This window comes from Sporosarcina sp. P26b (assembly GCF_002743245.1).
GTDB lineage: Bacteria > Bacillota > Bacilli > Bacillales_A > Planococcaceae > Sporosarcina > Sporosarcina ureae_C.
On the sequence record NZ_PDYW01000003.1, the window covers coordinates 159,855 to 182,736 of the forward strand.

Below are 22,882 nucleotides of genomic sequence, written 5' to 3' on the forward strand. Positions count from 1 at the left end.
GGTATTTTTTATTTGAAACTTTTTCTGAAATTCTCCGTCTGTACGGTGCATAAGTGATGAAAGTACACAGCACATATGACGGATAAAGGAGAGAAACAGATGAAGAAAAAACTTATAGCGGCGTTCATCGCATTACTACTCATAGTTCCAGCCATGCCGTTTCCAGCACATGCAGCAGAGTTTACAGATATGAATGGCCACTGGGCACAAAAAGAGATCAAGTATTTATATGACCGCAACATTATTGGAGGATACCCAGACGGTACATTCAAACCGAATGAACCGATCACACGGGCACAAGCATCCGCCATGCTGATCAAAGCTCTAAAGATTCCACTCGTGGAAAATCCAAACGTAGTGTTTAAAGACGTTTCAAAGAAGTCCCCTTATTATAAAATTCTCGCGACGGTAAATGAAAAAGGAATTCTCCGTGGAGACCATGGGTTAATGCGTCCAGGGGAAAATACATCACGTGCGCAGATGGCGGCCATTTTACGCCGTTCATTCAATATACCGTTTGACAGTCAACCGACTTTTGTTGATGTAGTTCCGACGCACTGGGCGTATGCTGACATTAACGGTATTGCTAAACATCGCATTGCTGGCGGATCAGAAGGCAAATACATGCCATCTCAATCGGTGACGCGCGCACAGTTTTCGGCATTTCTGACACGAGCGCTTGACGATTCGATGAAACTCAGTCGTTACCATTCATATGTCAGCCAGAAAGGAAAAACAGTTGAGCAGAATGGCTTTTCATACAATATAAATAATGGATTGGTGAAAAAAGATTTAAAAACGGCTAAAAGTGAAATAATCTTGAGTAAGCAAAATTTCGAACCCGTCGACGGGGTTTGGGTTAGTTATATGGAAGATTGGTTTGATGTAATTGTCTATAATGATGAAGTATTCATTCCCTATTTACGTGCAATCGGCCAAGCTTCAGAATTACCGATGGAGTATGGTATCATACGGACGAAAACAGAGCGTTTTACGGGGCCGAAAGATTCTATGATTATGTCTTCCCTTTTCGGTGAGACGATGCGAAACGTATTTATTTGGAATGATCGCATCTATTATACAAATGAAGCAACGAAAAGAGACTATTACCGAACGCCTAACATCCCAAAAGATAGTAAGTTGACACTCAACTCTGTCGCAATGAATGGATCGGACAGAAAAAAAGAACGCGATTTTGATGCAAGAATCCTATTTTACGAAGATCCGAAAGAAAAATCATTTATTCCAAATGAAAATCAAAACAATGCATCCGTGCTGTACGATCATTCGACGATGTATTATTTCAATAAAACAGGTATTTATAAGTACAGCTTGCTAGATAAGAAGACGAGTAAATTATCAAGTATTCAAGGGAAACATATGTCTGTATCTGACACACAGTTGATCGTAATAGGACAAGATGGGAAGAAATATGTGTTTAAGAAGTGAGGGAGCATTTATGTAACGGCCATTAAGATGTAGATACTTTTATAAGACTATATAATAGAAAAGACCGCTAATCATTAGATAAATTAGCGGTCTTTTTTACGTACTATATACATAACTTGTCTACTTACACCCGAACCCGTTTCACAAACAATGACGCTATGAATCCAACAATAGCGAATCCAGCGATAAAGTAGAACGCATATTTCGTACCTGCCGCAATCATTTCAGCAGCCGAAGCACTAGGTAAAGTGTCTAAAAATACATTTTGCCCATGTATCATAAATGTAATCGCCAACGCCGTTCCTGTAGCGCCTGCAATTTGTTGTAAGGTATTCATGACAGCTGAGCCGTCCGCGTAAAGTTCGCGCGGTAATTCATTTAACCCATTCGTTTGAGCAGGCATAATAATCATAGAAATACCTACAAAATAGATTAGGAATGCGATGACCACTTGCCAAATTGGCGTTTCAGCCGAAATAATGACGATAAATAAAACACTTGCGACCGCTGTAAATAAAAAGCCAATCGGTAAGATCTTTTTGACACCGAACTTGTCCGACAGCATGCCAATGATGGGAGACAATAATGCGTTCAAAGCGCTACCTGGCAGCAAAGCAAATCCTGCGACTGCTGCGCTGACGAGCAAAGATGTTCGCATATACAGAGGAAGTAAAATGGCTGAAGAGAGAATTAAAAACATGCCGATGAACAACAGCACGACCCCTAAAGTGAACATCGGATATTTAAACACACGTAAATTGATCATCGGGTGCTTCATCTTGAACTGCCTTACCGCAAATAATAATAGCGAGACTAAACCAACTATTAATGGAAGGTATACGTATGCAGATGTTAAAGGCTTTTCTGCCATAGTACTTAAACTATAAATGACTCCGCCAAATCCAACTGTTGATAATACAATCGAAACGATATCAATTGCTGGCTTCGTGATTTGTGAGACGTTGTCAATTTGTTTGAGACCGAATACGATCAATCCTACATAAAACACCAAGCTGACCCAGAAGATATATGACCAACCGAGTGTATCGACGATCAATCCGGACAACGCAGGTCCAATCGCAGGAGCTGTCGTGATCACAAGCCCCATGACGCCCATAACGGCACCGCGTTTATGGATTGGGAATATCAATAAAATGACGTTCATCATTAATGGTAATAATATTCCTGTTCCTATCGCTTGCACGACACGACCTATAAATAACACGGCAAAACTCGGAGCGAACCCCGCTAGAAATGAACCGGCTATGGAAAAGGCCAAAGACGCAACGAGCAATTGTTTCGTTGTGAACCACCGAATTAAGAGAGAAGACACTGGTACTAGAATACCGAGCGTTAATAAGTATCCTGTTGTCAACCACTGAGCGGTGGCGGAGTTGACCGAGAAATCGGCCATAATATTTGTCAGAGCCATATTTAATGCTGTTTCACCAAACAACCCAATAAAGGCTCCGAACATCAGAGTGAAAGCCATAGCTTTAGGATGACGTACTTGAACAATTTGTAATGATGACACGAGTTACTTCCTTTCTAGAACAATAAATTAAACAAGCTTGCATGCAAATTCATTATGCCGCTAGAGCAGTATAACATGTAACTATAACCTGGGAAATAGTATAGCACTGTACACGATAGGTTTAGGTCTATTAGTTTCGGCATGATGTAAACATACTCGTTTAAATAAATTAGTACTTAATTAAATATCTAAGGAGAGATTGCGTGAGAATAATCGATGTAGAAGTCACATGTCGTAACATTCTTCTTGAAAGACCATTCAAAACCGCTCTACGGACAGCGACTGAAATTGACAGTATTGAGGTAACAATTCATTTGGAAAACGGGGTGGTAGGTATGGGATCCGCCGCTCCTACGTGGGTAATTACAGGAGATTCAACTGAAAGTATCCAAGCTGCTTTGTTGGGTCCAATAAAAAAAATATTGTTAAATCAACATATGGATAATTTTCAATCCTTATTGATGGATATCCAAACTAGTTGCGTAGGAAATACAAGTGCCAAAGCAGCAGCAGATATCGCGATGTATGATGCTTACAGTAAGTTGTTGGGAATTCCGCTCTATCGTTATTTAGGAAATCATAAACACTTGAAAACGTGTATGACAATTGGGGTAGATACACCTGAAATTATGTCAAAAGACGCGATAAAAAATGTGCATTCTGGGTTTAAGAGCTTGAAAGTAAAGGTCGGCTCCGCACCGGAATTGGATATGGCTCGAGTTTCTGCAATACGTGCCGTTATACCGCCAGATGTTACGTTGCGCCTAGATGCCAATCAAGGATGGACCCCTAAACAAGCTGTTCAGTTAATCAATCAAATGGAACGTGAAAATTTGAATATAGAATTCATTGAACAGCCAGTCGCTGCACATGATTTGGAAGGATTAAAATTTGTTACGAACAACGTCAATATTCCGATCATGGCAGACGAAAGCTTATTCTCTCCGCATGATGCGCTAAAGCTAGTCAGTGGAAAATATATTGATTTATTGAATATCAAGCTGATGAAGTGTGGAGGGATCTCCAATGCGTTGAAAATTGCCAGCATTGCTGAAACAGCTGGTGTTCATTGCATGATAGGCAGCATGATGGAATCTGACCAATCGGTAGCGGCCGCAGCACATTTTGCAGTAGCTCATCCTAATGTGCGATACTTTGATCTAGATGCACCTTTGTGGTTGAAAGAACAGCCAGAATTCATGAAGTATGTGGGGGAAGACATCACCTTGTCTACACAGCCAGGTATAAGCAAAGTATAATCACCCAGAAGCACCCATGCATGGAGCATTTCCGCGTGGGTGCTTTTTAGATGTGCACGATAGAAAGCGTCAGAAATGTAGAAATGTTTATTTGCGTTTACGCAGGGAAGATAAATAGAGTATCTACACAAGTACAATTAATAAAAATGAAAGGTGTTTGAGTAAAATGGAAAAACTACAAACGATTCGATTAAATGACGGAACGAGCCTTCCATCCATTGGATTCGGAACTGTACAAGTCAAAGGTGCACAAGGTGTCACGTCCGTATTATCCGCAATCGAAGCTGGCTACAGACTCATCGATACGTCCACTAACTACAATAACGAAGGCATGGTAGGCGAAGCCGTTCGACGTTCATCTACTCCTCGCGAAGAATTGATCATCAGTTCGAAACTTCCCGGACATTCACACGGTTACGACAGAGCGATACTCATGATTCAAGAATCGCTGTATCGTCTAGGTCTCGACTACTTTGATAAATACTTGATTCATTGGCCGCTTCCAAAACAAGGTCAATATGAAGAAGCATGGCAAGCGTTAGTCGATGCACAGAAATTCGGACTGATCAAGACGATAGGCGTATCGAATTTCTTGCCGGAGCATTTGGAGAAAATCATTGAAAAAACTGGCGTCACACCAGCGACCAACCAAATCGAGCGTCATCCGTACTTTAACAATAATGAATTGGTTGAATACAATAAGAGCCGTGGAATCGTAACAGAAGCTTGGAGTCCTTTAGGTCGTGAATTAAATGACGTCTTAACAAATGAAACCATTGTTTCGATCGCTGAAAAATACAACAAAGAACCTGCACAAATCATTATTCGCTGGAACTTACAGAACGACGTATTGACTGTCGTGAAATCCTCGTCATACGCTCATCAAAAAGCTAATCTAGATGTATTCGATTTTGAACTGAGCGAAGAAGATATGAAACAAATTGATGCATTGGATAAAGGTGAAGCTGGAAGAGTGGAAGGACAACATCCGAATGAATATGAAGAGTTTGATTGATTGAATATTTTTTGATAAAAAACAAATGACTACCACCTGTATGAGAAGCAGAAACACCTGTTTTTTCTACAGGTGTTTTTCTATGCAAAAGAATTCTAAATACTCTATTACATTTTATAATCTTATATGCTACAATACATATTATATTACTAAGGATTAAAGGGAGATGGGTATATGTCGACGAAAAACAGTACATTAGTTAAGATTGCCGCAACAGCGAAGTGGGATCAAGGCGTTCGCTCAACGCATAGCATTCGTAATTTCGAAGCGTTTCCGATGGATGAGCCGGTAGAATTGGGCGGAACGGATACCGGCGCCAATCCACTTGAATTTATCGCAGCTGCACTGAATGGTTGTAAAGCGGTCATGATCCCTTTAATTGCGACAGAACAGAACTTCACATTCAGTGCAATTGATTTTGATACAACAGGAATTGTAGATGCGCGTGGCTTGATGGGAGAAGAAGGTGTGAAAACATATTTCCAAAAAGTACGCTTTGTTTGTGAAATCACCACGAATGAATCACAAGAAGCGATCGATCAATTGAAAGCTGAAGTAGAGAGAAGATGTCCAGTGTATAATTTATTTGCGGATGCGGGAATTTCGCTTGAGTCTAAATGGATTAAGAAATAATTATTCAACGTTTGTACCGGATGTATGGGTGCAGACGTTTTTATTTGTGCATTCGTTTGCCTATTAGCAAACAAAGTTTAGTTTTGTTTGCTAATAGGCAAACAACTATTATGAAAGATAGTATTACTAACTGCTTTTCTCTTAACGTTGTATACTATATATACAGCATGTCACATCTAGAAAAAGGAATGGGGTACAGCCAATGGATCAGGAGAGAGCTAAGTTAAAAGGCATGGCGACATGGTTCCGCAAATGGTTTTTAGATAATAAGGTCGTTGCGATTTTATTGATTACTTTATTGCTACTAGCGAATTTATTACTCTTTTCAAAGATTACCTACCTTCTGCATCCCGTAAAAGAGTTTTTCAGTGTGATTGGATTGCCAGTAATTATGGCGGGGATTTTATTTTATCTACTGAATCCGTTAATTGATTGGCTTGAAAGAAAAAAAGTTCCACGTATCGGTGGAATCGTTACCGTCTTTCTAGTGATTATCGGCTTGGTCGTATGGGGGATTATTATTCTGATTCCAATCATACGTGAACAGACCATTAGTTTGATTGAAAACTGGCCGACTTATTGGAATCGATTAATCGAACAGATAGATCATTTATTAAATAGCACGATATTTTCGCAGTTGCAAACACAATTGGCCGATGTCAATGCCAATGTCATCAAGTCCATTTCGGAGCAAGCGAACCAAGTGATGGATTCCACATTCTCAGGAATCGGTAGCGTAGTGGGGACCGTTACAAATCTAGTCATCGCCTTAGTGACGATGCCGATTTTATTATTCTTTTTATTGAAGGATGGACGCAGTTTACCGTATCACGTTATGAAATTACTTCCGACGAAGACTCGGATACCGATGTATAATTTACTGAAAGAAATCAATACGCAAATCAGCCAGTATATTCGTGGCCAATTGCTTGTAGCTTTCTTTGTAGGATTAATATTTTGGATTGGATTCGCGATTATCGGTCTCGAATATGCGGTGTTATTAGCCATTGTGGCAGGATTATTGAATTTGGTTCCGTATTTAGGTTCATTTATGGCGATGATCCCAATTGTCATTGTCGCGATTGTTGCATCACCGTTCATGCTCGTCAAAGTACTCATTGTTTTCGCTATTGAACAATTACTAGAAGGTCGTTTGATTCAGCCTTTAATTTTAGGCAGTAACTTAAAAATCCATCCCGTGACGATTATTATCGTCCTACTGACTGCGGGTAAACTATTCGGAGTACCTGGAGTTATTCTTGGAATACCTGCTTATGCAGTACTGAAAGTAATATTCCAGCATATTTTCGCGTGGTACCAAGACTATTCGGGCTTATATACCGTTGCGTACAATCCGGCACCTGAACCGAGCGCGCCGATTGCGAAGAAGCGGAAGAAAGTACGATCATTCAGGAAGAAAAAGAAATAAAAAATCCCTGTGCGTTAAACGTTTGTGAGGATAAAACATTCACGAACGTTGCGCACAGGTATTTTCATGTTCAGTTAGACTTGGTTCGCTTGATGTAATTGAGCGAATGTCCCGTTTTGCTCGAGTAAACTTTGATATGTTCCTTGCTCTTCAATGCCGTCTTCCGTCATGACGATGACTTGATCGGCATTGCGGATCGTCGTCAAACGATGTGCAATGATGAGTGTCGTGCGATTAACTGCCAATTCTTCGAGCGATTGTTGAATGATGCGTTCAGTCTCCGTATCGAGTGCGGAAGTCGCTTCATCCAAAATAAGAATGGGTGGATTTTTTAAGAACATGCGGGCGATTGCCAGCCGTTGTTTTTGACCGCCTGACAGTTTCAATCCGCGTTCACCGATCTGTGTTTCATAACCGTTCGGCATACTGCTGATCAAGTCGGTAAGATGGGCTTTTTCTGCCGCTTCATACACTTCTTCGTCCGTCGCGTGCAATTTACCGTACGCAATATTATCACGAATCGTTCCAGTAAACAAAAACACATCTTGTTGGACGATGCCGATTTGATCTCGTAATGATTTTTGCGTCATATTGCGAATGTCCATTCCATCAATGGAAATCGAGCCTTCATTGACTTCATAGAAACGGGGAATTAGTGAACAAATCGTCGTCTTTCCTGCACCGGACGGACCGACGAACGCAACGGTTTGTCCTGCCTGAATCGTTAAATCGATATTGCGTAAGACAGGACGCTGTTCATCGTATCCGAATGTAACATTAGAAAGAGTAATATCACCGTGTAAATGAGCAACTTCAACAGCGTCCTTCGCGTCTTTAATTTCAGGCTCTTGATTGATCAAGTCACGAAAACGACTGAATCCTGCCATGCCTTTTGGATATAACTCAAGCAACGCACTGATTTTATCGATCGGTTTGATCAAAATATTGCTGAATAAAATAAAGCTGACGAGTTCACCGTAAGTTAACTTATCATTGACCGTGAACCACGCACCGACGATCAGAATGACGAGAGTTACGAGACGTGTAAGCATGTACATCGAAGACGTCGCCCACGCCATGACTTTATACGCTTTTAGTTTAGCTAAGCGGAAATAGTCATTGTCTTGTTGGAAACGGCGCAATTCGAAGTCTTCATTCGTAAAGGATTTCACGACGCGTGATCCTGAAACCGAATCTTCTACTCGACCATTGACATCTGCAATATTTTGGTACATTTTATGCCAGGCTGCATTCATTCGCTTATTCGAGAAAGCTACGACTACTGCGAGAAGCGGAACCATGACAATGGCGATTAACGCAAGTTCAGGATTGATTGAATACATTAGCGCGAAAGCACCGACAATGGTCATGATCGCAATGAACGCATCTTCAGGTCCGTGATGGGCGAGTTCGCCGATATCGAACAAATCGGTCGTGATACGCGTCATAATATGGCCGGTCTTCGTATTGTCAAAAAATCGGAATGATTGCTTCTGTACATGTTCGAACAATTCGCGCCGCATATCGGTTTCGATATTGATGCCGAGCTTATGCCCTAAATAGCTGACGATATAATGAAGAAACGTACTGACTAGATAAACAAGTAATAATAAAAAGCTGATTGTGACAATTTTATTCCAATCACCGGACGGTAGAAGTCCGTCGATAAACCACTGAACGGCGAGAGGAAAAGCGAGTTCAAGAAGTGCTACAAAAATCGCACTGAAAAAATCGATCAAGAACAAGCGGCGATGTGGCTTATAATAAGCGAAGAATTGTGTAATCATGTAGTAATTCCTTTCGTTTGATGTATTCCTAGATTCCTAGTATAAGAGAACGATCTGAAAAAAGCATCTAATTGAGAATGAAATAGGTGAAATACGATGAAAAACACATCTAATTGAGAATAAACACGATAATATTTGTGAACATACATGTGGTTTGTAGTATGCAAAAGTGTTTACAACGTGAGATAATCAGGTTTGTTAAAAGATGATGGATCAAGAAAGCTGGATGCTATGAAAACGCAGAAGCTTCACGGTTTCAAGCGATGTTCATACTAGTAATGAGAACGTTCTTTTCATTAAAGGAGGCAACAACTAGATGACGTATGTTTTACTACTAATTGGTTTTGCATTATTAATAAAAGGAGCCGACTATTTTGTCGATGGTTCTTCTAATATTGCTAGACTGCTGAAAATCCCGCCTATTTTGATCGGCTTGACGATTGTTGCTCTTGGTACGAGCTCTCCAGAAGCGACGGTCAGTATTATCGCGGCGCTCGGCGGAAACGCGGACGTCGCAGTCGGTAACGTAGTCGGAAGTAATATTTTCAATATCACCATCGTAATCGGAGTGGCAGCTTTTCTGTTTCCGCTGAAGGTACAAAGTGAGACGATCAAGAAAGAAATTCCATTTACATTGCTTGCAAGTATCGTTATGTTGGTGTTGATGAGTGATATCGCACTACAAGGTTTCAGCAGTAATGTGCTCACGCGTAGCGATGGTATTATTTTCTTAATATTCCTTTCGATCTTTATGTATTACGTGATTGAACTCGGCCTCCGTAGCCGACAAAATGCCACATTGACCCAAGTAACGGAAAATGTGAAGTGGGGCAAGAATATACTCATCACGCTCGTCGGACTGGCAGCGATTATATTCGGCGGTGATCTAGTCGTGAATAACGCAACGAAAATCGCGTATTCCCTTGGGATGAGTGAAACACTGGTCGGTCTGACGATTATCGCCATCGGAACATCATTACCTGAATTGGTAACGTCGATTTCGGCCGCGTTGAAAAAAGAGAGTGAAATTGCGCTTGGGAACATTGTCGGGAGTAATATTTTCAATATCCTATTTGTACTTGGAGCGTCTTCGGCCATTACACCGATCGCGGTGAACGATAAAGTCTTTATCGATGTCATCATCATGATCGCACTGACTCTGGTTTTACTCGTATTCGCGAGAACCGGCTTCAGAATCGGCAAACGCGAAGGCTTAATGCTCGCCTCAGCCTACGTCATGTACTTGGTGTATGTTATTTTACGAAATTAAATGATGTAATGAAATTCAGATCGCAACAATAAGAGTTCCTGCCAATGGCGTAGGAACTCTTTTATTTTATATACCAGTGAAAATATTTCTTTAGCTCTATCATAATTACCCCTGTACTCCCGTATACATGGACGGTACGAGAAAAGGGAGGAATTAATTCATGAAACCAGCAATCCAAAACAACAAGGCACTACAAACGAAACAACAGACGTCGATGAAAGCGGCAATCGTAAAAGAATTTCAAACAAAACTACAAATCGAGGACACGGCAAAGCCTGTACCAGGTCCGGGTCAAGCTTTAGTAAAATTGGAAGCATGCGGCGTTTGCCATACAGACTTGCATGCGATAAACGGAGATTGGCCCGTTAAACCGAAACTACCTCTCATTCCCGGACACGAAGGCGTCGGCATTGTAGAAGCAATAGGACCGAATGTGACTGCGGTAAAAATAGGAGATCGTGTAGGGATTCCTTGGCTGTATTCGGCATGCGGAGAATGTGATTATTGTCTACAAGGAAAAGAAACACTGTGCCACAAGCAGGAAAACGGTGGCTATTCAGTTGATGGCGGCTATGCGGAATATTGCTTGGCAGCGGCAGAGTATGTAGCCAAAATTCCTGAAAACCTTAGCTCGGTGGAAGCAGCTCCGATTCTTTGCGCGGGTGTGACAACGTATAAAGCGTTAAAAGTATCGGGTGCGAAGCCAGGAGACTGGGTTGCGATTTACGGTATTGGCGGACTAGGTCATGTCGCGTTGCAATACGCAAAGGCAATGGGCTTTAACGTAGTGGCAGTCGATATTGCGGATGAGAAATTAGAACTTGCGAAGAAGCTAGGCGCTGATATCGCAATAAATGGACAGAAAGAAGATCCTGCTGAAGCGATCCAACAACAAGTAGGCGGAGTACAAGCAGCGATCAGTGTAGCGGTCTCCAAAGTACCATTTGAGCAGGCATACCGTTCCGTTAAACGTGGCGGAACACTCGTCGCAGTCGGACTACCACACGAGGAACTGCCTATTCCAATTTTTAACACAGTATTAAATGGTATAACGGTAAAAGGATCGATCGTCGGCACACGCATCGATATGAAAGAAGCGCTTGATTTCGCTGCGCGCGGAAAAGTAAAAGCCCAGATCGAAACGGCACCTCTTTCTGAAGTGAATGAAGTGCTGGATAAAATGGAGGCAGGGAAGATCAACGGTCGTATTGTCTTAACGTTTGATTGATAACTGTTGAAGAACGCATGGTGTACTTTATAGACAAATAATAAACAGGCTACTCTCCAGTTCAGTTGGAGAGTAGCCTGTTGTGCGTTCTTATACATTTACGCATGTACAGATCAATGATTGCAAAAGGTGCATGTTCGTGACCTTTCAAAATGTATACCTTATAGTTCAGCGTTCATCACCTGTAGCAAAGCCGTTCCCACACATATTTAGTGCGAAAACAGCTTTGGTTACTATTTAATTCCAAACTCTCACAGTCAGTGTTCATCCAGTAACAATTGTTCCGCAATCGTCTGCCCAATTAGAAAAGATGGGGCGGAAGTATTCCCATCGACAGTGAATGGAATGATCGTATCGTCTGCAATGACTAGGTTCTCCACTCCGTACACATGACCTTTCGCATCGACGACTCCACTTTCAGGATTTGGCCCCATTCGATTCATACTTTGTGGATGGAAACCTGCAGCCAAATTTTCTTTGATGAATTTCTCCAGTTTGGCATCGTCATTAATAATATCCATAGACGGTGAAACTAGTTGGTAACTCGGATCAATTGCCGCCAGCTTTTCAGCTACACCTTTAAAATATACTTTGAACGTATACTTGAATGTTTCCAAGTCTGCGGCATTAGCCAAATACCCTTGATCGCCAAGTACGACTTTGAGTGGATCGCGGTCTTGTATAACCGCACTTCCGCGACTAGCAGGTTGCAGTAAAATAGCACCCATTGTAACTGTACAATCGGGTCCGCTTTGGAAGAATAATTGTATTCCGCGTCGCTCTGGATTTGATCCAGGTGTTGGATTTGGAAGGAATCCACCTCCAGCAAAGATAGAGTTTGGATCGTTTTCGGGACTAACATGATCAGCTAAATTGGTCGTAAACGTAGCTTCTACAGCCGGATGATCGGCATAGTGCATCCCAACATTTGGGTTATCGAATACGACAGGAATGCCATGTTTTTGAAGCAACTGTGCATTCCCGATTCCCGAATGCATCAAAATAGGCACACTACTGATCCCGGCGGATAGAATGATTTTCTTTCGCGCAAATGCACGGACACATTTCCCTTCTTTGATATACTCTATGCCGATTGCCCGATTTTGTTCGAAAATTACACGCGTAACCGTTGATCGAAAAGATACTTGTAGTTTCCGACCATTTACGCCGTGACCATCTGGGTCCATAATATCACTTGAAAGAAAAGCGCTATCCGCACTCTCGCGTATGCCGTCAGGGAATTGGTATAGTTGATACCGTGTGAACGGTCCAATTGGCGTATTTGGGTCATTGTAGTCCAGAATCTCAGGGTAACCCGTCGCTTGCGATATAGCAGTGACCAGTTTTTCTGTCATGTCTGTTGGATTGACTTGCGTTTGTCTAATATCTAAACGACCGTTAGTTCCTCTTGCAGAAGGATTCGTTGTTTCCCCATTATAATTCTCCAGTTCGACAAAACGTCGCGTTTCTTCCTGCGGTGACCAAATAGGGCCCATAAGACGTTCCCAACTTTGCATGACAGCTGCTGATGGCCTAACATATTGTTGGTTATTTACACTGGAACCGCCACCTAAAAGACGTCCGCCCGTCCATGGGAATGTTCGCCCAGCCGCGCCTCTTTGCGGTATCCCGTGGCCTGGTATATAAAACTCCGGTGCAAAATCTTGATACAGCAAGATCGGAACCGCAAATTTGGAATCACGGACGAGTCGCTTGTTGCTGTCATTGCTACCGGCTTCCACTACTAACACAGAGTTTCTTTTGTCATTGGATAATTTATTGGCCACGACTGAACCTGCCGGACCTGTTCCCACGACGATGTAATCATATGTTTGATCTTCAACATTCCCGTGAAGCATTTGATTCCTCCATTTAATGAATTATATTCCATGTAGCTTATGGTATGGACTCCTACATTAGACCGGTTGAAGTACAGCATCCGAACAATTTTCTCAAGGAAAGGAATTTCACTTCTGAATTTAGCCTTTCACGTCATTGCCGACTTTTCAGTATGGCATTGGCTGATGAAACTTAGGATTTCTACAGGAATAGCAACGAGGGCAATACGGATAAAACCAAATGACCGGCGCCATGAATGTGGGTACGCCTGCTTGGGGTAGTGGCCACGAATATGCATGTGGACTAGGACCTGCATTGCTATTGGGTATTGCTTGATTCTTCGATGTAGAAGGAAGAGCTTGCTGTAGTTCCCAAGCTTCCCTGCGGATAGGCGAGATACCATCTGGATCTTTGCATTGCGCTAAAACATGTTCATTTGTACTGTTTGTCATCATTCCGTCTCCTTTATGGACAGTGTGAAAAACGTTGTTGTACGTCAGACTCTGTAAAACTTCACTACACGTTTCTTTGTGCACTTAATATAAAGGCATCCACGTCCGCCAATAGTTATTGGCCGCAGCTACCGTTTGAAAGTGAATCGCAATGACTTGGGAAGCGGCCGTTAAACTATCCGCGTCTCGCGAATACGTAGGACGCAATACTTTTCTAATTTCTTCTGAAGGTTGTGTTACTTCTACCCCTTTTTGCGCGAGTTTAACAGCGAGCGCAAAGCCTTCATCCGGATTTGCTGTAATCAGCGTTTGGAATGTTTGATTTGCCATGAAGTTCACTCCCTTTGTCTAGTTAATCCTTCTATATATATGCAGTGAAACTGGGTATGTGCTGAAACACAAAAGCAGATTTAAATAGCATAGATTTCTTTTAAGAGTAAATTTTCGATTGTAATAGACAAGTATAAAAGGAAGGAACATCATTTTTAAAAATAAATAAAAACCGATGATTTTTTATCAATAATTTATGAATTTTGTATTGCCAAATATGAATCTATGTCGTTTAATTGATTAGTTGTTAAAAAAATCTAAAGGACTGTGATATATGAAAAAGATCGTAAGTGGCATGGCTCTATCCATGCTCGTTGCAGCGTCACTCGTTGCGTGTACACCAAAAGAAGATACTTCGAAGACGAAAGACGAACCAGTAGAAGACGTAAAGACCGTTCCGCTTTCAGGTGAGAAAGACAAGTACTTATCTGTAGTTGACGTAGAATACGCTTTTGATTTCGCTAAAGGATTGGAAGAATTTAAAACGAATGAAAAGCTCGGCTATCGTACGGCTGGATCTGAAGCGGAACATAAGACGGGCGAGAAAATAGAAAAAGAAATGAAGGAAATAGGGCTTACTGAAGTAACAAAAGACGCATTTAAAGTAGATAGTTGGGAGTTTGAGAAAGCAGATCTAACCTTTACAGACGCCGACGGGAAAGAACATCTCGCTGTTCTTGGCGGTTACCAAGTGAACTTCAATACAGATGGTGTGAAAGAACTTGAAGTCGTCTATGCAGGAAAAGGGACGGCTGCTGACTTAGAAGGCTTGGATATTGAAGGGAAGCTTGTGTTAATCGACATTAACCAGCGTGAAGAATGGTGGATTAATTATCCTACCTATCAAGCACATGTAAAAGGGGCAGCTGCGGTAATTGCAGTACAAGAAGCTGGCTATGCTGAAGTAGATCCCGATGCATTGAATGCCCAAGATATTTGTGGACCGGACGATGCACCAGCATTTTCGATGTCTCAAACAGATGCAGGTAGTCTGAAAAAGGCACTTGAAGCAAGCGAAGCAGATGCATTTACTGTAAAGTTCGATGCGAAATCGACTGTCAAAATGGACGGCGAAGCGTATAATTATTATGGAAAGATTGTAGGGAAAGATCCTGAATCGTATATTCTATTATCTGGACACTATGATTCGTACTTCGCTGGATTCCAAGATGATAATGCAGCAATCGGCTTGATGATGGGGATTGCCAAAGGGATAATCGACAGTGGCTATCAGCCGGAGAAGACCATTATTTTCAATGCGATCGCAGCGGAAGAATGGGGAGTTTCGAACACCCGCTATGATTGGTCAACAGGCGCTTATAATCAAATCTTCAAGATTCATCCGGAATGGGTCGGTAAAACATTTGCCAATATGAACTTCGAGCTTCCGGCATTTGAACATACGACACAAGATGAAATCCGTTCCGTGTATGAATTGAATAATTATTTGACAGAGTTTACAAAACAAGTACCTCCACTATCGGATGTATACAAAGACGGCATTTCCGTCGTTTCGCCACTACGTACATGGTCGGATGATTTTTCATTCGGAATTGCTGGTGTGCCGGCACTTCGGAATGATTTCCAAGATAGTGAATTCATGCATTCCCATTATCACTCTCAATTTGATAGCGAAGAGGCATTTAATGCAGAAGCATTGAAATTCCACTTGAATCTCTATGGCTTGTTAACGATGCATTACGATAAAACAGCGATCGTACCACTCGACTTCACGACACGTTTGCTTGCTATGAAAGAATTGATGGATACAAATGTATTTGATCAAGCAGAAGTCGCGTCAGATAGTTTGACTAATGAAATCGATCAAGCGTTATCCGCAGCGGAAGAGGTTAACGTGAAAGTCGCAAAAGTGAATGAAGAATACGCAACCGCTCTTAAAAAAGAAGATGCGGACACTGCGAAAAAATTGTATGAAGAAAGCCGTGAGTTGAACAGTGGGTTACTCGCTGCATTCAAATATGCAGAAGATCAATTTGTAAGATTAACATGGGAAGACGAACCGATTTTCCCTCATGAACATGCCCAAAACAACGTCAATCATTTGAGTGCTTCCATAGAGGCACTACAAAAAGGTGATGTCGCAACACCTTTGGACGAGAACTTGTCCGCAATCGATAATAACTGGTACGCCTACGCTTTTGATAAAGAAGTATTTACCTACTTCACGGATTACGTGATCAAAGCACCAAAAGAACAACTGATGTGGGGTGCTGGACGAATTGTCGATCACGAAGACCTATTCGATACGATCCAATCGTTGAAATCGAAAAAAGACCAGGACAAGCCAGACGTGTCAGAAGAAATCGTGACATTAACTGACGCTCTAGATCGCCAGAAAGCGTTATTGCAGAAAACCGTAACAGAGCAAACAGCAAGTGTGAAAAAACTTGGTGAGCTGTTAACAGAATTAAAATAAATTAAAAAAGCATCGCATTCAGCGGTGCTTTTTTAATTGTAAAAGGATTTTCATAGTAATACAGACGCAAAACTACTAGAATTGGTTTATATTGAAAATTCAATATAAAGACATTATATACAAGTGATTAGGAGGGCGAATGTGAGGAATTTGAAGAATCTTTTAATAGGCGCCACTTTTTTAACGGTTTTCTTAACTTCCTGTAGTAATGGAGGGGAAGAAGAAATGACTGGAGAAAGGGAATTGATCGAGCCAAAAGATTTTCCTAGTACGTTTCTAAAAGGAGACTATGAACAGGTCTACAGTCAGATGAGCAAAGCGTTTCAAGATGAAGTTACATTGAAGCAGCTTCGAGAGTTAGGTGATGATTTTAATCAAGACGTGATCTCGTATAAATTACAATCTGAACTACCTTATAGTAATGGTGTGAGGCAATACGCTTGGACAGATGATAGCGGTTCTAAAGGGATGGTGGCGGTCTTTGACGAGGCTGATGTTATCCAAGGATTACAGATCATGCCACTCACAAATTATCCAGAAACGGATGAAGTATATACTAAAACAGTTATGGATCTTCCTTTTCATGATACGTGGTTTGTGTTGTGGGGAGGCACAAACAGTTTGGTCAATTATCATTACGACTATGAAAACCAGCGCTACGCTTACGACTTTGTGATAATGAATGAACACAGTACGTACGATGGTGATCCAGAATTGAATGAAAGTTATTATGCATTTGGCAAGGAATATCTGGCTCCTGCAGCGGGAACCGTTGTCAAAGTAGAAAATCGCGTAAAAGACAACAAGCCAGTCGGTAAAATGAATGAAAAACAACCCTTAGGGAATTATGTCATCCTAGATCACGGAAATAATGAATTTAGTTATCTAGCTCACTTTAAATATGAGTCGGTACTCGTGAAGGAGGGAGATCAGGTCGATCAAGGGAAGGTACTTGGCCAAGTCGGTAATTCAGGAAATTCGAGTGAACCCCATATTCATTTTCATGTAGCTGATTCGCCGGACTTCATGAAGTCGAAAAGTATAAACAGTACATTTGATCGTGAAGATACATGGATCCAGGGAGACTTTGTGGAAAAATGAAATCTATATATAAGTGATATTGAAAAGCAGAATAGACTTAGAATTAAAATAAAACCATGAGGTGATAGTGATGGCTACAATCGAGGATTTTTTAAAATTAGATATTCGTGTGGGCACGGTGTTGAAAGCAGAGCCATTCCCAGAAGCGCGAAAGCCTGCAATTAAGTTAGAAATCGATTTTGGGGAAGTAGGCATTAAATATTCTTCAGCCCAAATTACGCAAAGATATGAACCAGAACAACTAGTAGGAAATCAAGTAGTGGCCATAGTTAACTTCCCACCAAGACGAATCGCGGGCTTCAAGTCCGAAGTTTTAGTAATCGGTGGCATTCCTGGTGAAGATGACGTAGTACTCTTACAACCTGAACAACCCGTCAAAAACGGTACGCCGGTTGCTTAAGATTTACAGAAACAGATTATAGATGAAGAAAATAAGCTTATTTGGCAAGCTCTTTTAATAAAGAAGATTGAGGAATACAGTTATTAGGAGAACTGGCTGAACAAAATAAAGACAGAATTGAAGTGCTGATAAAGTAGTTGAATGAATAATCGAGCCTTCTTTATGGTGATAGAATACTTGTAACTTATACAATTTCAATCCGTCTAACCTTGCAAGGAGGCGGGGTAAAGTGAAAATGAAATATATATGCTTTATCTTAATAGTGTGGTCAGCTTTACTAATTGTAGGTTGCGCAAATAAAGTAAACGTAGAAAGTTCAGAAAGCGTAGACGAATATGTTGATGTTAAGGCAGCGGCATGGGCATTTGTAAAGGAAAAAGGTTGGAATCATACAGCTAAAGATGATTGGCAAAGTGCAGATGTAGAAGAAACTATTGCCGATCATCGATATGTTCTGTTAGATAAAAAGGATGAGGATCGTGAGGTATTGCTTGTTTCTTTTAAAGACGTAGAAAATGTTGTTGCCGGAACACCTCCAATCCTGGTTGACTCGAATACCTATGAAGTAATCGGTTATATGTCAACTGAATAAGAAATTACTATATATAAAACGAGTTGAATTCTTGAAGAAAGATTGCACCTATTACAGTAATAAGGACAAATCATCGAACTGCTAGTTATTGGAGGAACAGAAGAAATGGATATATGGTTTATAATTAAAGAGCGTTTTGCATTCTTATCAATTTTTCTTATTATAATTTTACTGAGTGTTTTCCTGTTAGTAGCTATTCGGAAAAACCGTACGAACATACCGAAAAGTTTAACTGTAAGTATCACTATAATTTCTATAATTTTTATCGTAGTATCTGTGACTGCAATGATATTCATCATTTCATTTGGCTATAACTCTTGAAGTAAACTTATTTAAGCTAATAAGCGCGATAGTAGAACACAATAGCACCAAATTCTAAAGGGGGGAAGTTATTTGGGAAGAATTTTAGTTGCCATGATAGTAACGATCTTGGGTGGTGTTTTCGGAAGTTTCTTAGAACCGCCAGTCTTTGCAAATTCCATTCCTCTTGCAATAATGGGAGGTTTTATTTTAGCCGAGATTCAGCGTAATAATAATAAATAACCAGCTAAGATCAAGTACTAATTGAAACTATAAGTGAATATTTTCGAATTTTAAAAGAGTCCCATTCAAATGAGAATTGGACTCTTTTCGTTTTAGTACACGTATTATACTAGCACTCTCGTCTTAAAAAGGGATCACTACGGAAAATCGAATCGTCCCTAGCGCTACTTCATCTCCATTTGTACCCGATTCCCCAAACCGTCACTAGAATATCGTCAATCGGAAAATCAGACTTTCTTAACTTGTCACGCAAATTTCGAATATGGGAATCAACCGTCCGAACTTCTGTGTAAGTGTCATATTCCCAAGCGACTTGAAGCAAGTCTTCCCGAGTAAACGTCCGATTCGGTCTTGTCATCATAGCTTCTATAATATAGAACTCTTTTAATGTAAGACGAACTTCATGCGTGTCATATAGGATGGAATAAGACTCCAAGTCCAACGTAAATAAACCTTCCTCGATTGTCTTTGGTTCGTCATCGGGAATACGCCGCAAAGCAACGCGCACTCTCGCTGTCAGTTCACCTTCGTCAAACGGTTTCGTAATATAATCATCTGCGCCTTGGTCGAGTCCTTTGACGACATCTGATTTGTCGGAACGAGCAGTCAATAAAATGACGGGTACATCCGATACTTCCCTGATCCTACGGCAAACTTCCCAACCGTCCATGCCTGGCATCATAACATCTAACAACACGAGGTGTACATTCTTTTTATTGAATAGTTCAAGAGCTGTTTGACCATCTGTTGCTTGTAAACATCGATAACCATGTGGTGCTAAGAATAGCTCAAGTAAATCGAGCATGCGTTGCTCATCGTCAATCAATAATAGTGTCTTCATATCCGTCATCATCTCCAGTTATAGTCGTACCGTAAAGATACTTCCTTTGTCCAATTCACTTTGCACCTCGATCGTCCCACCATGTGCTTCTGTTAACTCCTTCACAGTCGCTAAGCCTAAACCAGCACCGCCAAACGAACGAGAACGTGATTTCTCCACACGGTATAACTTTTCAAAAATTTGTTGTTGATCTTCAATCGCAATCCCACATCCACCGTCTTCTACTTGAAAGACCGCATGCTTTTTCTCTTGAAAAGCACGAACGATTACCGTACTGCCACTTTGAGAATAGTGAAGAGCATTGTCCAATAAATTGAGAATGATTTGTTCTAACCGCATGCGATCTGCGAATAAAGAGAAGTCTCGGACTGGTTCAACGAGAAGCGTTATTCCTTTCATATCAAATGCAGGTTGGACGAGTTGAACGGTATCCTTGATGAATTGTTCTGCAGAGAATTCGGATTTCTTCACAGTGAAAGTCATTTCATCCATTTGAGCTAAATCCATCAAGTTTTTCACAAGCGTTTTTAAACGCTCGGCTTCTTCTTCGATAATCGATAAATAGTTAAATCGTTCCGTATCATTCAATTCTGTACGTTGTGCTACTTTGGCATAGCCAATCAAGTACGTTAAAGGTGTTCCCATTTCATGAGAAACAGACGCCAAAAACTCATGTCGTTCGCGTTTGACACGACTTAAGTCATTCGATAATTTACGGATCGACGCAGCCAATTCCCCAAGCTCATCATTTGAAAACTTAGGCAAGTCAACATCGTAGAACCCTTCGCTAATCTGTTCGGTCGCTTCTTTCATTCGAATCAGTGGACGTGTCAACCATTTGGAGAGTAATAAATACACGACAAACAGCACGACAATACTTCCTCCACCCGCCAGTATAAAATGAATATTGAGTTGATTCACAAGCTGACGTATGGGAATAGTGCTTTGAAGCATAACGAGAGTTCCTGAGTTATCGCCGACTTTATATGGATGGACACTGACAAGGTAAGGAGACTCGTTCCAATCAACAGGTAAAATGCTGTCTTCAGTCGGTTTCTCTTCTTGGATTTTCTTCAAATATGGAGCGAGAACTTCTTCGTTTTTCAATGAGTGCTGTACGCTATTCCCTGAATCATCAAGAATAACAACATCTCGTTCGCCACCGCTTTCCATTAGAATGATATGATGCAAAGTCGTTTCGGTATAATTATCTTCTAAAACATTTCGATGGTTACTACCCGTTTTCAATAGTCGATCCAATTCTTCATCAACCCGGGCGTGTGTGATGGTCTGATGTAAATAGATCATCAACAATGTGTCCATAATCAGAAATGAAATAATAAATGCTGACGCTAACTTGGTGGAGATTTTTTTCATGGCACGCGCTCCTTTTCTCTCTATTGAGCAGTATAAGGTAAACGTATCGAAAATGTATGCAGAAAGCACGAATGATGTACCATAATTCAAATGCTTGTATCGAAATAATTTATTGTACTATTTTTCGCAATTAAGGAGTTTCTAAGGAGTTTAGGAATATAGCGTTACTCTGAATGAAAAGTGGCTATACTACTAGTAAAGTAAAAGGAGTGAAGACATATGAAAAAACAAATACTATCAGTCAGCGCAGCTTTCGCCCTTGTGCTTGCAGGATGTGGAGCGTCGACAACCAAAGAAGAACCTGTTAAAAATGAAGAAACGTCCCCAGGTGAAATGGAAGGGATGGACCATTCAAGTGATGGAAGTATTCCTGAAGGTATAATGAAAGCCGAAAACCCGACATATCCTGTTGGATCCGAAGCAGTTATTGAAACAGATCATATGGAAGGAATGAAAGGAGCCACTGCAACAATTGTAGGCGCATTTGATACGACTGCTTATTCCATCAACTACATGCCGACAGATGGTGGCGAGAAAGTGATGGATCATAAATGGGTCGTCCATGAAGAAATTGAAGATCCGGCACCTGCCCCTCTTGAAAAAGGTACAGAAGTGACTGTCCTTGCCGATCATATGGAAGGAATGGAGGGAGCAAAATCAGAAATTGAATCTGCGGAGCAAACGACTGTCTATATGATTGATTATGAATCCACAACAGATGGAGAAGAAGTTAAGAATCATAAATGGGTTGTTGAAGATGAGCTATCCGAACAATAATCATTACATGAATTGGTATAGTTTTGCTAAAAATAGGGATAGGTAGTGAAAATAATGAAAATGAAACTGATTGCCGTGTTGCTATTGATTACTGCTTTATCAGTAGGTTGCAGCAATGAAAAAGCGAATACTGAAACACAGGAACCAGAAGTAGATATTAAAGAGTTAGTAAACGACTACACGGTGAGAAATGCCGTAGCTGCATCCGCATCGATTACATCGTCTGAACTGATTGTCACAGATGATGATAAAAACGTTACGACATATGATCTTCCTGAAGATGAATTTTTCGTATCCATTGCACCATTTGTCGACAGTACGCATCCTTGCGATATTCATAGTCTAACAGGCTGTCAAGGTGAACTCGTTGAAGAAGATTTTGAAGTGCATATAGAAGACTCGGAAGGCAATGTCATTCTTGATGAAATCAAAACAACCGAAACGAATGGATTTATTGATCTCTGGCTTCCACGTGATGATACATTTACTGTAACGATTAAACGAGACAACAAAGAAACCGTCTCTGAAATTACTACGTTTGAAGGGGACAATACATGTATTACAACGATGCAATTGCAGTGAAATAAGA

General features: G+C 40.9%; 21 protein-coding genes. 14 read left to right on the forward strand and 7 right to left on the reverse strand.

Annotated elements, in window-relative coordinates; genetic code table 11:
- The first annotated feature begins 99 nt into the window (after positions 1–99).
- The gene (locus tag CSV69_RS04600) at positions 100–1,449 is read left to right on the forward strand and encodes an S-layer homology domain-containing protein (protein ID WP_158232609.1); all 1,350 of its coding nucleotides are present in this window, start codon (positions 100–102) and stop codon (positions 1,447–1,449) included.
- Between the two features lie 124 nt (positions 1,450–1,573).
- On the opposite strand, the gene CSV69_RS04605 is transcribed toward CSV69_RS04600, so the two are convergent.
- A complete protein-coding gene (locus CSV69_RS04605) occupies positions 1,574–2,941 on the reverse strand; it encodes an MDR family MFS transporter (RefSeq protein ID WP_099692919.1) in 1,368 nt (455 codons plus the stop codon).
- Positions 2,942–3,186: 245 nt separating this feature from the next.
- On the opposite strand from CSV69_RS04605, the gene CSV69_RS04610 reads away from it, so the two are divergent.
- The 4 genes from CSV69_RS04610 to CSV69_RS04625 all read left to right on the forward strand — a co-directional run bounded on the left by CSV69_RS04610 (position 3,187) and on the right by CSV69_RS04625 (position 7,319).
- On the forward strand, positions 3,187–4,242 hold the full coding sequence (locus CSV69_RS04610; RefSeq protein ID WP_099692824.1) for a dipeptide epimerase: 1,056 nt from the start codon (positions 3,187–3,189) through the stop codon (positions 4,240–4,242).
- A 166-nt stretch (positions 4,243–4,408) separates the two neighbouring features.
- Entirely contained in the window at positions 4,409–5,257 is an 849-nt protein-coding gene (locus CSV69_RS04615; protein ID WP_099692825.1) for an aldo/keto reductase, read from the forward strand.
- Between the two features lie 174 nt (positions 5,258–5,431).
- On the forward strand, positions 5,432–5,890 hold the full coding sequence (locus tag CSV69_RS04620; protein ID WP_099692826.1) for an OsmC family protein: 459 nt from the start codon (positions 5,432–5,434) through the stop codon (positions 5,888–5,890).
- Positions 5,891–6,092: 202 nt separating this feature from the next.
- Complete coding sequence (locus CSV69_RS04625; protein WP_085426278.1) at positions 6,093–7,319, forward strand: AI-2E family transporter; 1,227 nt, start codon at positions 6,093–6,095, stop codon at positions 7,317–7,319.
- Between the two features lie 74 nt (positions 7,320–7,393).
- Here the strand turns inward: CSV69_RS04625 and CSV69_RS04630 are convergent, their stop codons facing one another.
- Positions 7,394–9,106 carry an ABC transporter ATP-binding protein gene (locus CSV69_RS04630; protein WP_099692827.1) on the reverse strand — a complete coding sequence of 571 codons (1,713 nt, stop codon included), beginning with the start codon at positions 9,104–9,106 and terminating at the stop codon, positions 7,394–7,396.
- Between the two features lie 316 nt (positions 9,107–9,422).
- Between CSV69_RS04630 and CSV69_RS04635 the strand changes: the two genes are divergently transcribed.
- Both CSV69_RS04635 and adhP read left to right on the forward strand, forming a co-directional pair.
- Positions 9,423–10,376: a calcium/sodium antiporter gene (locus tag CSV69_RS04635; RefSeq protein ID WP_099692828.1), complete on the forward strand. Its 954-nt coding sequence runs from the start codon at positions 9,423–9,425 to the stop codon at positions 10,374–10,376.
- A 214-nt stretch (positions 10,377–10,590) separates the two neighbouring features.
- Positions 10,591–11,604 carry an alcohol dehydrogenase AdhP gene (gene adhP / locus CSV69_RS04640; RefSeq protein WP_099692920.1) on the forward strand — a complete coding sequence of 338 codons (1,014 nt, stop codon included), beginning with the start codon at positions 10,591–10,593 and terminating at the stop codon, positions 11,602–11,604.
- A 257-nt stretch (positions 11,605–11,861) separates the two neighbouring features.
- Here the strand turns inward: adhP and CSV69_RS04645 are convergent, their stop codons facing one another.
- The 3 genes from CSV69_RS04645 to CSV69_RS04655 all read right to left on the reverse strand — a co-directional run bounded on the left by CSV69_RS04645 (position 11,862) and on the right by CSV69_RS04655 (position 14,225).
- The gene (locus tag CSV69_RS04645) at positions 11,862–13,463 is read right to left on the reverse strand and encodes a GMC family oxidoreductase (protein ID WP_099692829.1); all 1,602 of its coding nucleotides are present in this window, start codon (positions 13,461–13,463) and stop codon (positions 11,862–11,864) included.
- A 147-nt stretch (positions 13,464–13,610) separates the two neighbouring features.
- Positions 13,611–13,895, reverse strand: coding sequence for a hypothetical protein (locus CSV69_RS04650; RefSeq protein WP_099692830.1), 285 nt, complete (start codon positions 13,893–13,895; stop codon positions 13,611–13,613).
- Positions 13,896–13,979: 84 nt separating this feature from the next.
- On the reverse strand, positions 13,980–14,225 hold the full coding sequence (locus tag CSV69_RS04655) for a hexameric tyrosine-coordinated heme protein (protein WP_085426275.1): 246 nt from the start codon (positions 14,223–14,225) through the stop codon (positions 13,980–13,982).
- 274 nt (positions 14,226–14,499) lie between these two features.
- Between CSV69_RS04655 and CSV69_RS04660 the strand changes: the two genes are divergently transcribed.
- The 5 genes from CSV69_RS04660 to CSV69_RS16770 all read left to right on the forward strand — a co-directional run bounded on the left by CSV69_RS04660 (position 14,500) and on the right by CSV69_RS16770 (position 19,298).
- Positions 14,500–16,662 carry a M28 family peptidase gene (locus CSV69_RS04660; RefSeq protein ID WP_099692831.1) on the forward strand — a complete coding sequence of 721 codons (2,163 nt, stop codon included), beginning with the start codon at positions 14,500–14,502 and terminating at the stop codon, positions 16,660–16,662.
- 225 nt (positions 16,663–16,887) lie between these two features.
- On the forward strand, positions 16,888–17,763 hold the full coding sequence (locus CSV69_RS04665; protein ID WP_233192327.1) for a M23 family metallopeptidase: 876 nt from the start codon (positions 16,888–16,890) through the stop codon (positions 17,761–17,763).
- 70 nt (positions 17,764–17,833) lie between these two features.
- Positions 17,834–18,163: a chaperone CsaA gene (gene csaA / locus CSV69_RS04670; protein ID WP_099692832.1), complete on the forward strand. Its 330-nt coding sequence runs from the start codon at positions 17,834–17,836 to the stop codon at positions 18,161–18,163.
- A 229-nt stretch (positions 18,164–18,392) separates the two neighbouring features.
- Complete coding sequence (locus CSV69_RS04675; RefSeq protein ID WP_369823935.1) at positions 18,393–18,755, forward strand: hypothetical protein; 363 nt, start codon at positions 18,393–18,395, stop codon at positions 18,753–18,755.
- 393 nt (positions 18,756–19,148) lie between these two features.
- Positions 19,149–19,298: a hypothetical protein gene (locus CSV69_RS16770; protein WP_157129913.1), complete on the forward strand. Its 150-nt coding sequence runs from the start codon at positions 19,149–19,151 to the stop codon at positions 19,296–19,298.
- Positions 19,299–19,467: 169 nt separating this feature from the next.
- Here the strand turns inward: CSV69_RS16770 and CSV69_RS04685 are convergent, their stop codons facing one another.
- The gene (locus CSV69_RS04685) at positions 19,468–20,139 is read right to left on the reverse strand and encodes a response regulator transcription factor (protein WP_099692923.1); all 672 of its coding nucleotides are present in this window, start codon (positions 20,137–20,139) and stop codon (positions 19,468–19,470) included.
- 18 nt (positions 20,140–20,157) lie between these two features.
- The gene (locus CSV69_RS04690; protein ID WP_099692834.1) at positions 20,158–21,516 is read right to left on the reverse strand and encodes a sensor histidine kinase; all 1,359 of its coding nucleotides are present in this window, start codon (positions 21,514–21,516) and stop codon (positions 20,158–20,160) included.
- A gap of 219 nt (positions 21,517–21,735) precedes the next feature.
- Here CSV69_RS04690 and CSV69_RS04695 point away from each other — a divergent pair, with 219 nt between their 5' ends.
- Both CSV69_RS04695 and CSV69_RS04700 read left to right on the forward strand, forming a co-directional pair.
- Complete coding sequence (locus CSV69_RS04695; RefSeq protein WP_099692835.1) at positions 21,736–22,293, forward strand: YdhK family protein; 558 nt, start codon at positions 21,736–21,738, stop codon at positions 22,291–22,293.
- Positions 22,294–22,347: 54 nt separating this feature from the next.
- Positions 22,348–22,875: a CueP family metal-binding protein gene (locus CSV69_RS04700; RefSeq protein WP_099692836.1), complete on the forward strand. Its 528-nt coding sequence runs from the start codon at positions 22,348–22,350 to the stop codon at positions 22,873–22,875.
- The last annotated feature ends 7 nt before the right edge of the window (positions 22,876–22,882 follow it).

Coding starts and splice junctions, on each gene's coding strand:
- CSV69_RS04600 (WP_158232609.1), top strand. CDS start 100: ATGAAGAAAAAACTTATAGCGGCGTTCATCGCATTACTACTCATAGTT.
- CSV69_RS04605 (WP_099692919.1), bottom strand. CDS start 2,941: ATGGCTTTCACTCTGATGTTCGGAGCCTTTATTGGGTTGTTTGGTGAA.
- CSV69_RS04615 (WP_099692825.1), top strand. CDS start 4,409: ATGGAAAAACTACAAACGATTCGATTAAATGACGGAACGAGCCTTCCA.
- CSV69_RS04620 (WP_099692826.1), top strand. CDS start 5,432: ATGTCGACGAAAAACAGTACATTAGTTAAGATTGCCGCAACAGCGAAG.
- CSV69_RS04625 (WP_085426278.1), top strand. CDS start 6,093: ATGGATCAGGAGAGAGCTAAGTTAAAAGGCATGGCGACATGGTTCCGC.
- CSV69_RS04630 (WP_099692827.1), bottom strand. CDS start 9,106: ATGATTACACAATTCTTCGCTTATTATAAGCCACATCGCCGCTTGTTC.
- CSV69_RS04635 (WP_099692828.1), top strand. CDS start 9,423: ATGACGTATGTTTTACTACTAATTGGTTTTGCATTATTAATAAAAGGA.
- adhP (WP_099692920.1), top strand. CDS start 10,591: ATGAAAGCGGCAATCGTAAAAGAATTTCAAACAAAACTACAAATCGAG.
- CSV69_RS04645 (WP_099692829.1), bottom strand. CDS start 13,463: ATGCTTCACGGGAATGTTGAAGATCAAACATATGATTACATCGTCGTG.
- CSV69_RS04650 (WP_099692830.1), bottom strand. CDS start 13,895: ATGACAAACAGTACAAATGAACATGTTTTAGCGCAATGCAAAGATCCA.
- CSV69_RS04655 (WP_085426275.1), bottom strand. CDS start 14,225: ATGGCAAATCAAACATTCCAAACGCTGATTACAGCAAATCCGGATGAA.
- CSV69_RS04660 (WP_099692831.1), top strand. CDS start 14,500: ATGAAAAAGATCGTAAGTGGCATGGCTCTATCCATGCTCGTTGCAGCG.
- CSV69_RS04665 (WP_233192327.1), top strand. CDS start 16,888: ATGACTGGAGAAAGGGAATTGATCGAGCCAAAAGATTTTCCTAGTACG.
- csaA (WP_099692832.1), top strand. CDS start 17,834: ATGGCTACAATCGAGGATTTTTTAAAATTAGATATTCGTGTGGGCACG.
- CSV69_RS04685 (WP_099692923.1), bottom strand. CDS start 20,139: ATGAAGACACTATTATTGATTGACGATGAGCAACGCATGCTCGATTTA.
- CSV69_RS04690 (WP_099692834.1), bottom strand. CDS start 21,516: ATGAAAAAAATCTCCACCAAGTTAGCGTCAGCATTTATTATTTCATTT.
- CSV69_RS04695 (WP_099692835.1), top strand. CDS start 21,736: ATGAAAAAACAAATACTATCAGTCAGCGCAGCTTTCGCCCTTGTGCTT.
- CSV69_RS04700 (WP_099692836.1), top strand. CDS start 22,348: ATGAAAATGAAACTGATTGCCGTGTTGCTATTGATTACTGCTTTATCA.